We start from the raw sequence: 11,412 nt of genomic DNA, 5'->3' as shown, positions 1-11,412 counted from the left end.
GGCGTGTCGTGGGAGCTGACTCTGTTTCCTCTGGTACTCAGCTTTAAAATAGATCATGTTTTTACTTAGATTGGTATTATGTCGTCCTCTTCACTCTTGACGCTTTTCCCCTCACAATATTCAATCGTGCAAGACAAAAAAAGCCCGGTTGAGTGGCTCAACCGGGCTTTTGCAGACTCTCTGGCCAATTACGCCAGTTCAATCACCTCGAAGTTCACTTGCGGATCCACATCGGCATCGTAGTCTACGCCGGCCAGACCAAAGCCAAACAAGCGTAAAAACTCGTCTTTATAGCCCTGATAGTCGGTCAACTGGTAAATATTGTCATCCTGTACCTGAGCCCAGATCTCGCGGCAGGCATTTTGTACTTCGTCACGCAGCTCCCAGTCATCCAGACGCAGACGATTCTGCTCGTCAACCTGGACGGCGTCACCGCTGTACAGACGCTCGCTAAACAGGCGCTGGATTTGCTCGATGCAACCTTCGTGAATGCCCTGCTCTTTCATTACCTTGAAGGCCATGGAAATATACAGCGGCATCACCGGAATGGCGGCAGAAGCCTGGGTAACCACAGACTTGAGCACGGCAACGTGAGCGTTACCGCCTTTGGCCTTAAGCTTGGCATCGATGGCATGAGCGGCGCGATCCAGATCTTCCTTGGCCTTGCCCAGAGTGCCGTGCCAGTAGATAGGCCAGGTTAAATCGGTACCTATGTAGGAATAGGCAACCGACTTGGCACCGTCGGCCAGTACACCGGCGTCGGCCAACGCATTCATCCACAGTTCCCAGTCCTGACCACCCATGACCTGGATGGTGTCGGCTATTTCCTGCTCGTTGGCCGGTTCTACCACGGCTTCAACCAGAACGTCCTTGTTGGTATCCAGGGCGGTCGATTTGTAGGCTTCACCTATGGGCTTGAGTGCAGAGCGCACCACTTCACCGGTATCCGGCATTTTGCGTACCGGTGATGCCAGAGAGTAAACAACCAAATCAATCTGACCCAAATCCTGCTTGATCAGCTCAATCACCTGATCACGACAGGCATTGGAAAAGGCGTCACCGTTGATGCTTTTGGCATACAGGCCGGCTTCTTTGGCTGCCTTGTCGAAGGCGGCCGCGTTATACCAGCCGGCGGAGCCGGTTTTTTTCTCGGTGGCCGGTTTTTCAAAGAAAACACCAATGGTGGCTGCATCGCTGCCAAAGGCGGCATTAATGCGAGACGCCAGGCCGTAACCGGTAGATGCACCGATCACCAGTACCTTTTTAGGGCCCTGCTTGAGCTGGCCTTTGGCTTTAACGTAAGCGATTTGCTCACGCACATTCGCCTCACAACCAACGGGATGGGTAGTGGTACAGATAAAGCCACGGACCTTGGGTTTGATGATCATAGAGATGTTTGCCTCGGTTATTCTTAAATAGATGTTAGGGTCTGTTGACCGTTCGCGGTTAAATTTTGTTCGAGTTAAACGCGTTTTTATCGCGGCGAGAGGTGTGTAGCCTAGTCATTCTAAGCAAGCATCTCTCAACAAAGAGAAAAACGCGTTTAGCCGAACCCGCAGGGCAGCGCTTGTGGCATCTTTCTACTGCGTTATCGCTTATTTATGTAGAGTGACTACATGGCATAAGCGCTGCCTTGTATAAAGGCGCCACAAACTGCTGCAAAAATCATCTCGAAAGGTCAACAGACCCTAAAGATACCTTATTCTAACGCAAATGTGAGGTGAGGAACAAAGCGGGAAGGCGCAAAGCCTGTCTCTTAGTCACAACTGCTTGTTGATATTTTTGCAATGAGTGTGGCTTGTCAGGCAGAGGGCACTGCTCCTCCGACACGCCGTGGGACGAGATACTCACTGTTTTAACCTGCTGCGAATATTCACTGGATATTCGGTCAGGTTAAAACAGCTCGTCACGGCGAGGCAAGCTCACCCCCTCTAGGCTCAAACCGCGCTATCTGACCGCTAGGGAGGGCAGGAATGGCAATATGGCAGGAGCATTTATTGGCCTTGGTGTGGATGGTCGGTTGAGCAGATACCCTCTGCCTTCCCGTTGGTGCCGAGTTGCCTGTTGGCGCTATCAACAGACGGCTCCGTCTCCTCTGAAGAGGCAGTAGGAATTGTCGGAGCCAACCGTCAAATGCCAGGGAAGGCATTTGCCGAGCGTCGCAGGGATGCGGCTTAGCGCGCTGGCGGAGGCAATCCTACTGCCTCTGTGCACGACTGACTTGTGACTAAAGACAGACTCTCAGCTCCCTGCTTTGTTTTCCGCTTTGATATTTTATCTGTTTATTAGCACACTACTCGCTTGTTGGCTTACTGCGCTCAAGGACACCCCATGTTTACCCTTCGCCCCTATCAGCAGGAGGCGGTCAATCGCACCCTGGCATACTTTCGTCGCCACCATGATCCGGCGGTGCTGGTGCTGCCTACCGGGGCCGGCAAAAGCCTGGTGATCGCCGAGCTGGCACGCCTGGCTCGGGGGCGGGTCTTGGTGTTGGCGCACGTGAAAGAGCTGGTGGAGCAAAACCATGGCAAATACCAGAGTTATGGCCAGCAGGCGGCTATTTTTTCTGCCGGTCTGGGGAAAAAAGAGGCCCATACCCAGGTGGTGTTTGGCTCGGTGCAATCGGTAGCGCGCAACCTGGCCGCCTTTTCAAACTTCAGCCTGGTGGTAATTGATGAGTGCCATCGCGTCTCCGATGACGAAAACAGCCAGTACCTGCAGGTAATCAACCATCTGCGCCAGTCTAACCCACACCTCAAGGTGCTGGGGCTGACCGCCACCCCCTATCGACTGGGGCTGGGCTGGATTTATCAGACTCATTATCACGGCATGATCCGCAGCTATGGGGCGCGTTTTTTTAAACAGTGTATTTTTGAGTTGCCACTGCGGCTGATGATCAAGCAGGGCTACTTATGCCCACCGCAGTTGATAGACGCCCCCATAGTGCACTACGACTTTTCGCGGCTGTACGAACAGGGACTGTTTACCGAGCAGGCACTGGAAAAAGAGCTGGCCCGTCAGCCCAGAGTCACCCCGCACATAGTGCAACAAATTCAGGACTATGCCGCAGAGCGGGTCGGAGTAATGATCTTTGCCAGTACGGTGCGCCACGCCGGCGAAGTGGCCAGCCTGCTGCCGGCGGCACAAACCGCGCTGATCACCGGCGACACCCCGGGGGCGGATCGCGATGACATTATTCGCCGCTTCAAGGCGCGTGAGCTCAAGTTTCTGGTTAACGTCTCAGTGTTGACCACCGGCTTCGATGCCCCCCATGTTGATGTGATTGCATTGCTGCGCCCTACTCAATCGGTGGCGCTTTATCAGCAGATTATTGGCCGGGGGCTGAGGTTGAGCCCGGATAAAACCGACTGCCTGGTACTGGATTATGCGGGCAATAACATGGATATTTTTGCCCCCGATGTGGGTGAACCTCGCCCCAACCCCGACACCACCCAGGTACAGGTGCTGTGCCCCGCCTGTGGCTTTGCCAATATCTTCTGGGGCAAGACCGATGACCAGGGCCAGGTGCTGGAGCACTTTGGCCGCCGCTGCCAGGGCCTGTTTGAAAGCGACGACGAAGGCACCTTGGGGGAACCCTGCGGGTATCGCTTTCGATTCAAGTCCTGTCCGCAATGCCTGGCTGAAAATGACATTGCAGCCAGACAATGTAACGACTGCGGCCACCTGCTGGTCGACCCGGATAAAAAGCTGAAAGAAGCGCTGGCACTGAAAGATGCCCTGGTGCTGCGCTGCGCCGGCCTGAGCCTGGCCGAAGCCAGTGGCAAGTTTGGCCCCGCCCTCAAGGTCACCTATTACGATGAGGATGGCACCGAGCTGCAGCAATGGTATGCTTTCGATCAGAAAGGTAATAAGGGGCGATTTTTTCTGGAGTTTGTACGGCCTCACTGGCCCGCTCCGGGCCTGGAGCCCGCGTTTGACTCGCTGGCCGAGGTGGTGGCCAGTGCCGAGCGTTTTCGCCACCCGGACTTTGTGATCGCCCGCCAGCACAAACGCCGCTGGCAGATAAAAGAAACCTTATTCGATTATCAGGGTCGGTTTCGTACTGCCCATTCATTATAAACAAAGAGTATTATGATCCGTTTTATCCTTGGCCTGACCGCCCTTGTGATGCATGTTTCTGTTGCTGCCAGCACGCCACCGGCCCATGGCCAGGCCGCCTGGCTGCTGGCCGATGCCAGCACAGGAAAAATCGAGTCCAGCCACAATGCCCAGCTGTTGTTAAAGCCCGCTTCAACCCAAAAGTTGATTACCACCCTGGCCGGCGCCCTGGCACTGGGGCCGGACTGGCGCTATCAAACCCAGGTGCGCTATCGCGGCAAGCTGCAAGGCGATAAACTGGTGGGCGACTTGCTGATCGATTTTGTCGGCGACCCCTCGTTGACCCGGGAGCAATTGCTCGCGCTGCTGAATCGTTCGGGCGTGCGCAGCGTTAGCGGTAATGTGCTGCTGAATCAACAGCGGTTTAGTGGCTATCACCGTGGTGATGGCTGGTCATGGAATGACTTGAGTGTGTGTTACACCTCCCCGGTGTCCGCCTTGATTCTGGATAGAAACTGCGTGCAGGGCGCCCTGTATGCGCGCTCGGGGCAACCGGCCCGGGCCACTGTGCCCGCTCATCAACCCGTCACGGTTAGCGCCCAGGTCGAGGTGCTGAGCCAGGCCGAGCAAAAACAGCAGTTTTGCTCGCTGGAGGTAGACATGACGCCGCCTAACCAATATCGCCTGACTGGCTGTATTGGCCCGCGCAAAGAGCCCTGGCCCCTGCGTTTTGCCATTCAGGATGTGGATGCCTGGGGCGAAGACTTAACCCGCTGGGCACTCAAGCAGGCCGGCATTCGCATCTCGGGGGGCATTAAGGCCAGCCATATCGCAGCGGCCGACTGGCCATCCCTGGCCAGCCATGGCTCCCCCACGCTGAAAGAGCTGAGCCGGAACATTCTGGAACATTCCGATAATCTCTATACCGACAGCCTGTTGCGCACCCTGGGAGCCGAGCACTTTCAGCAACCGGGCAGCTTTCGCAATGGCACTCAGGCGGTACGTGACATTTTGCTGCAACAAGCCAATATCGACCTGGGCCCCTCCTGGCTTGCCGATGGTTCTGGCTTGTCAGCCCATAACCTGGTGCGCGGCCAGGACTTGCTGGCCGTGCTGCTGGTCATGGCTCAAGACCCCCGCGCCAGCTGGCTGATGGAACTGTTACCGATAAGTGGTGAAACCGGTACCTTGCGTTATCGACGCAGCGTGCAAAACTCGGCCCTTAAAGGCAAGATCATGGCCAAAACCGGCACCATCGCCCATGTACAAAACCTGGCGGGCTTTATTGATACCGATACCGGACAACGTAAAGCCTTTGTGTTGCTGCAAAATGGCCTGTCGATCAGCCCCCGGCACGAACAGAACATCGCCGCCGGTCAGGGAGAGTGGCCCGCCCGACGCTTCGAGCGTGAATGGCTAGAGGCGGCGGTTTTTCAGCAAGCTCCCGGCAGTCAATAGGTGATGCCTATCAACAAGCCAAGAAATAACGATTTCTATTAGTCGTGCACCGTCTTTATACTGTGCCTTATCAACGAGTCAGGAGAGAGCTTATGTTTGCAGTGATTTTTGGTCGTCCCGGTTGCCCTTTTTGTGTTCGAGCTAAAGAGCTGGCAGAAAAGCTGACCGAAGAACGTGACGATTTCAACTACCGTTATATCGACATTCATGCCGAAGGCATTTCCAGAGAAGATCTGGAGAAAACCGTCGGCAAGCCGGTTGAAACCGTGCCACAGATTTTTCTCGATCAGGAGCATATCGGCGGTTACACCGAGTTTGAAGCCCACGCCAAGGCACATTTAGGCCTGTATCAGTAAAACGGTAAGGCGCGGCGGGTAAGGGGGAAGCGAAGACCAACAGCGCGACGCTTTACCCGCCATACCGGGCTGCTTCTGTGCAGTCCCCTCCACTCTTTACCTTCATCACTTCCCCTTCACACTTCATCACTGGTTACTTTTTTCTTCACAATCCACCGCTTACCCCTTTTCATCTTGTTCACAAAGTCTATCATGGTCGCTATCACTAGACTTTACCGGCCTGTGGCTCCCAAATGGCATCTTGCTGCGATGCGGGCATATTTCTGCCCCGGGCTGCTTGCCGCTCGGTGACAGCCCGGGCTGGCGCTTATTCCGAGGCCGTTTGCACTTATGTACTCCCTAGATAAATCCCACAAGCTGGACAACGTCTGCTATGACATCCGCGGTCCGGTTCACAAAGAAGCCCGCCGCCTGGAAGACGAAGGCCATCGCATTCTCAAGCTCAACATTGGCAACCCGGCCAGCTTCGGTTTCGACGCGCCGGAAGAGCTGCTCAAAGACGCCATAGTGAACATGCCCACCAGCCAGGGCTACTGCGAGTCTAAAGGCCTGTTTTCGGCCCGCAAGGCCGTCATGCAGTATTACCAGCAAAAGGGGCTGCGTACCTGCGATCTGGAAGACATCTACATTGGTAACGGCGTATCCGAGCTGATCGTGATGGCGATGCAGGCCTTGCTCAATAACGGCGACGAAATTCTGGTGCCGTCACCGGATTACCCGCTGTGGACGGCCGCCGTCACCCTGTCGGGCGGCAAGGCCGTGCATTATCAATGCGACGAGCAAGCCGACTGGTACCCGGATCTGGATGACATCAAGTCCAAAATCACCCCTCGCACCAAGGGCATAGTGCTGATCAACCCCAACAACCCCACCGGGGCCGTGTATGGCAGCGAGTTTTTGCTGGAGGTCATTGAAGTTGCACGCCAGAACAAGCTGATTATCTTTGCCGACGAAATTTACGACAAGATCTTGTATGACGATGTCGCCCACCATTCGGTGTGCACCCTGTGTGACGATGTGCTGGTGGCCACCTTCAACGGCTTGTCCAAGAGTTATCGGGCCGCCGGCTTTCGCCAGGGCTGGATGATGATCAGCGGGCCCAAACACCAGGCCAAAGGCTACATCGAAGGGCTGGAAATGCTGTCATCGATGCGGCTGTGCGCCAACGTGCCCATGCAGCACTGCATTCAGGCGGCCCTGGGCGGCTATCAAAGCATTAATGAGCTGGTGTTGCCCGGCGGTCGCTTGCGCCAGCAACGAGATCTGGCCTGGCAGCTGCTGAACGATATTCCCGGCGTGTATTGTGTTAAACCCAAGGGGGCGATTTATCTGTTCCCGCGGCTGGATCCCAAGGTCTACAACATCAAGGACGATCAAAAGATGGTGTACGACCTCTTGCTGCAAGAAAAGATGCTGATCGTACAGGGCACCGGCTTTAACTGGCCCACTCCGGATCACTTCCGCCTGGTTACCCTGCCCCGGGTCGAAGTGCTGGAAGATGCCATCGGCCGACTGGCCCGCTTCCTCAAGCATTACAGGCAGTAATGCCGAGTACCGTGTGAAGGGTGAAGAGAAAGCGTGAGGGGAACAAGTAAACCCTTCACGCCTCACACCTCACCCTTCACGCCTCCTCCTCCCTTCACACGCTCTTAAAGCAGAGGGCTCAACAGGTAGAAGAGGTTTTCCAGTACCCGCTGCCGCAAGGGGCGCTTGCGCCACACCAGCCAGGATACCGGCCTGGCATCGCTCAGGTAACCGTCGGCCAGCTGCAATAATTCCCCCATCGCCTGGCCATCGTCTATCAGCAGCGTCATCTCGAAGTTCAACCACAGGCTGCGCTTGTCCAGGTTCACCGTGCCCACCAGTGCAAACTGATGATCGACCAGCACACACTTGGTGTGCAGCAGACCGGCACCGTACAGGTGTATTTCCACTCCTGCCTGTAACAGCTCATCGAAGAAGGCGTTACAGGCATAGTTGACCATGCGGGAATCATTTTTAGCCGGCAATACCAGCTGCACCTCAACCCCCCGATCGGCCGCCGAACAGAGTGCAGCCACCAGCGGATCATCGGGGACGAAATAAGGGGTGATCAACACCAGTCGGCGCCGCGCCTGATAAATGGCGGTCAGCAGACTTTGCTGAATGGCATCGCCCCCCATAAAGGGGCCGGAAGGCAATAGCTGCAGTTTAAGCTGATTATCGAGGCAGCTGATGGGGTGATACTCCAGCTGCTCCAGCAACCGCTCTCCGGTTTCCATTTCCCAGTCCCAGACAAACAGCGACCAGAAGATCGGCACTATGGGCCCGCGAATGCGCAGCATGATATCGACCCATTGCCCCACACCGGCATGTTGCTTGAAGCAGGTGGGATCGACCAGGTTCATGGAGCCGGTGTAGGCAACATCATCGTCGATGACCACCAGCTTGCGGTGCATCCGCAAATCCTGACGTTCGAATAATATTCTGAACGCCCCCACTGGCAACACTTCTATCACCTTGACACCCGCGTCCCGCAGCCGACTTGGCCAGTGGCTGCGAAAGAAGTCGGCGCTGCCAACCGAGTCCAGCAACACCCGACAGTCGACGCCACGGCGGGCCGCCGCCATCAATTCAAAGGCTATATCATCGGCTCGTCCACCGGCATACCAGATATAGAACTCCAGATAGCAGGAGCTGCGTGCCGCTCGAATATCGTCCTGCAACGCCGTCAGAATATCGTCTGGTTGTTGTAACAGCGTCATGCCATTACCGCTCAGCATCGGCATGTTGAGCCTGGCCTTTACCAACTCATAAATGGGCCGGGCCGGTTCGCTGACATCAAACTTCTGGCCGGGAAAGCGGGCAACCAGCACGTTTATCCAGTCGGCGTAGGGGCGATACATGGCCTTGGCTCTGTCACCTCGCTTGCGGCCCAACCGGACTTCACCCAACAAAATATACGTGGCGACCCCCAGGATGGGAATGGCATAAATAAGCGCCAGCCAGGCCAGAGAGACCCCCACGGGGCGACGTTTCATGACGACCCTGAAGGTCACCCCGATCACCAGGCTGGTATGAATGGCAAATATCAGCCAGCCGAGCAGCGTAGAAAGATAATCACTCAAAAATACCTTGCTCCTTTAAAGCGGGACGGTGCAGACTAAACCCTAGATAAGGTACAGAAAATTCATGAATGGATACAGACCGATGAAAATTATAGTGTTTTTAATCGCATTTAGCATGAGCGCACTGACTGCGGCACAAACCCTGACGCTTACCGAACAGCAGCTCAATCGAGAGCTGAGCCAACAACTGGGTAAAGAGTTTCCCATTGGCCTGGGTCAATGGCTATCGGCGGCGGTGCAAATGCAGGATGTAAAAGTGGAGTTGGGCCGCCAGGCACCGGACAAGGCCAGGGTGCAGGGGCAGGCCTTGATTTCCGTTACTCAGGGGCAGCAGCATTATCGCTGGGACATCACGGGTGATTTCAGTGCCAGACCCCGCTATGACAGCGAACAGGGCGCGCTGTTTCTCGACGAGTTCGACCTGTTGAACTACAGTCTCAATCAAGCCAACAGCTCACCGCAGGCCAGCTTTATCCTGCCCATCTTGTTGCAGACAGTCACCAATTACCTGTCGCAATACCCGGTTTATACCCTGGATGAACAAGACCCGCTGCAGCGTCAGCTCAAAAACGAGGCGGTCAGCCTGGAGATCGCCCCCGGCCAGATATCGCTACGCGGCATTGAGTAGCCGGACAGAACTTGTCAGCTTGCTGTCCACAGGTGGGCTTCCAGCTCGGTGGCACGCATCGGCGGCGCCAGCAGCCGCCCCTGAACGCCATGACAGCCATGCTGGCGCAAAAACTGCCACTGTTCGTGGGTTTCCACCCCGCAAGCCACTACCTTGATATTCAGCGCGTCGGACAAGAGCAACAAGGAGCGAACAACGGACTGCTCAAACACGCTGCTCTGCGCCGAAAGCAGGCTGCGATCCAGCTTGATACCGTCGATGGGTAGCTGGTTGAACTTGCCAAAATTGAAACGGCCTCTCCCCACATTGTTCAGGTAAACCTGGATCCCCGCCGCTCTCAGCTTTTCCAATACCTCGCTGAGTGATTCGCTGCGACGCATTAAATAGTCGCTGCACAGCTCCAGTATGAAGTCGCCCGGATTCACCCCCTGTTGCTGCAGCAGTGCCATCATCGGCTCCACCTTCAGCTGTTCCAGCTCCAGCCCGCTGAGGTTGATGCTGATGCTCCCCTGCCAGTGCCAGCGTTGCTGCCAGTCACGTAGCTGTTGCGCCGCTTCAATAAAAACCCATTCGGCCAGGAGATACAGGGAGCCGGCAGCGCTGGCCGCCGACAAAAACTGATCCGGATACAAGACGCCCAGTTCGGGATGTTGCCAGCGTAACAAGGCCTCAATACTCAGCAGTTCAGTACCATCGCAAGACAACATCGGCTGATATTGCAAATAAAACTGTTTATCGGCAATGGCTTGCTGAAAGTCGGTGGTGAGTCGTTGCTGGGCTTGCAACTGGGCATGCTGCACCTGATCGAACAGGCAGATATTATTGGGGCTGTAGCGCTTGGCTTGATACATGGCGGTGTCGGCATAGCGCAGCAGACTTTCAATATCCTCGCCATGCTCGGGATAAAAGCTGATGCCGATACTGGCTCCGACCGTCAACTCGTAATTGCCTACCCGGACCGGTACTTTAAGCTGGCCGAGCAATTGTTCGGCCTTGCTCAGCAAACGGTCGTGAGACAGGGTGCCACGCCAAATCATCACAAACTCATCGCCACCGATGCGCGCCACCAACTCATTGGCATCGACCTGGGTCTGTAATCGCCTGGCCAGCTCTTTAAGCACCTGGTCGCCCACACCATGGCCGAAGTTATCGTTGATCGGTTTAAAGCGGTCCAGGTCGATAAACAGCAGCGCCAACCGCTCGTTTTTGACCAAGGTGGTCTTTAACTTGCCAAACCAGCTGAGCAAAAATGTCCGGTTCGCCGCGCCGGTCAGCGCATCATGGTGAGCGAGAAAACTGAGTCGCTCTTCCGACTGTCGTAACTGACTGACGTCATTCAGCACGCCAATGATGTGCTCGACGCGGCCCTGGCTATTCTTCACCAGAGACAACATCAACCAATGCGTTACCAGCTCGCCCTGGCGATTATAATGCTGCACTTCGCCCTGCCAGTGCTCCTGCTGTTGTAATCGTTGCCAGATGTCTCGGTAATAGCGCCGCCGGTGCAAGTTACCATTGATGTTGGTGATATGCTGATTATGCAGCTGGGCTTCATCCAGCTCGCAAAGATCACAAAACGCCGGGTTGACCTCGAGCACTCGACCACGGGCATCCATGATCACTATACCTTCTCGGATATACTGCATGATCTGCCGGGTCAGATTGAGTGACTTGGCGGCAAGCTCCCTCAGGCGGTCGCCACTGGCCTGATGCCAGGCGGTGGGAGCTGCCCATAACAAGTTACTGTGATCCATATTCGTGGTCTACTCGTTGAATGAATGGTATCCGCACATTTCGTTAATGG

At 55.6% G+C, this 11,412-nt stretch carries 8 protein-coding genes; 5 read left to right on the top strand and 3 right to left on the bottom strand.

Features of this window, described 5'->3' with window-relative positions; translation table 11 throughout:
- Positions 1-188 precede the first annotated feature (188 nt).
- The gene (gene fabV, locus ACN0VL_RS11420) at positions 189-1,388 is read right to left on the bottom strand and encodes an enoyl-ACP reductase FabV (protein WP_417617465.1); all 1,200 of its coding nucleotides are present in this window, start codon (positions 1,386-1,388) and stop codon (positions 189-191) included.
- A gap of 943 nt (positions 1,389-2,331) precedes the next feature.
- Between fabV and ACN0VL_RS11415 the strand changes: the two genes are divergently transcribed.
- The 4 genes from ACN0VL_RS11415 to ACN0VL_RS11400 all read left to right on the top strand — a co-directional run bounded on the left by ACN0VL_RS11415 (position 2,332) and on the right by ACN0VL_RS11400 (position 7,418).
- A complete protein-coding gene (locus tag ACN0VL_RS11415) occupies positions 2,332-4,080 on the top strand; it encodes a DEAD/DEAH box helicase (protein WP_417617463.1) in 1,749 nt (582 codons plus the stop codon).
- Positions 4,081-4,092: 12 nt separating this feature from the next.
- Positions 4,093-5,517, top strand: coding sequence for a D-alanyl-D-alanine carboxypeptidase/D-alanyl-D-alanine-endopeptidase (gene dacB, locus ACN0VL_RS11410; RefSeq protein ID WP_417617461.1), 1,425 nt, complete (start codon positions 4,093-4,095; stop codon positions 5,515-5,517).
- Between the two features lie 92 nt (positions 5,518-5,609).
- On the top strand, positions 5,610-5,873 hold the full coding sequence (locus tag ACN0VL_RS11405; RefSeq protein ID WP_417617459.1) for a GrxA family glutaredoxin: 264 nt from the start codon (positions 5,610-5,612) through the stop codon (positions 5,871-5,873).
- Positions 5,874-6,203: 330 nt separating this feature from the next.
- Entirely contained in the window at positions 6,204-7,418 is a 1,215-nt protein-coding gene (locus ACN0VL_RS11400; protein WP_417617457.1) for a pyridoxal phosphate-dependent aminotransferase, read from the top strand.
- Between the two features lie 104 nt (positions 7,419-7,522).
- Here ACN0VL_RS11400 and cls read toward each other — a convergent pair whose 3' ends face one another.
- Positions 7,523-8,980, bottom strand: a complete 1,458-nt coding sequence (gene cls, locus ACN0VL_RS11395) for a cardiolipin synthase (protein ID WP_417617455.1) — start codon at positions 8,978-8,980, stop codon at positions 7,523-7,525.
- Between the two features lie 82 nt (positions 8,981-9,062).
- On the opposite strand from cls, the gene ACN0VL_RS11390 reads away from it, so the two are divergent.
- Entirely contained in the window at positions 9,063-9,608 is a 546-nt protein-coding gene (locus ACN0VL_RS11390) for a DUF1439 domain-containing protein (protein ID WP_417617453.1), read from the top strand.
- 14 nt (positions 9,609-9,622) lie between these two features.
- Here ACN0VL_RS11390 and ACN0VL_RS11385 read toward each other — a convergent pair whose 3' ends face one another.
- Positions 9,623-11,362 carry a putative bifunctional diguanylate cyclase/phosphodiesterase gene (locus tag ACN0VL_RS11385; RefSeq protein WP_417617451.1) on the bottom strand — a complete coding sequence of 580 codons (1,740 nt, stop codon included), beginning with the start codon at positions 11,360-11,362 and terminating at the stop codon, positions 9,623-9,625.
- Positions 11,363-11,412 lie beyond the last annotated feature (50 nt).

The sequence above is a fragment of the Oceanisphaera sp. genome (genome assembly GCF_048268965.1).
GTDB lineage: Bacteria > Pseudomonadota > Gammaproteobacteria > Enterobacterales > Aeromonadaceae > Oceanimonas.
This window is presented reverse-complemented; position numbering and strand designations above follow the sequence as displayed.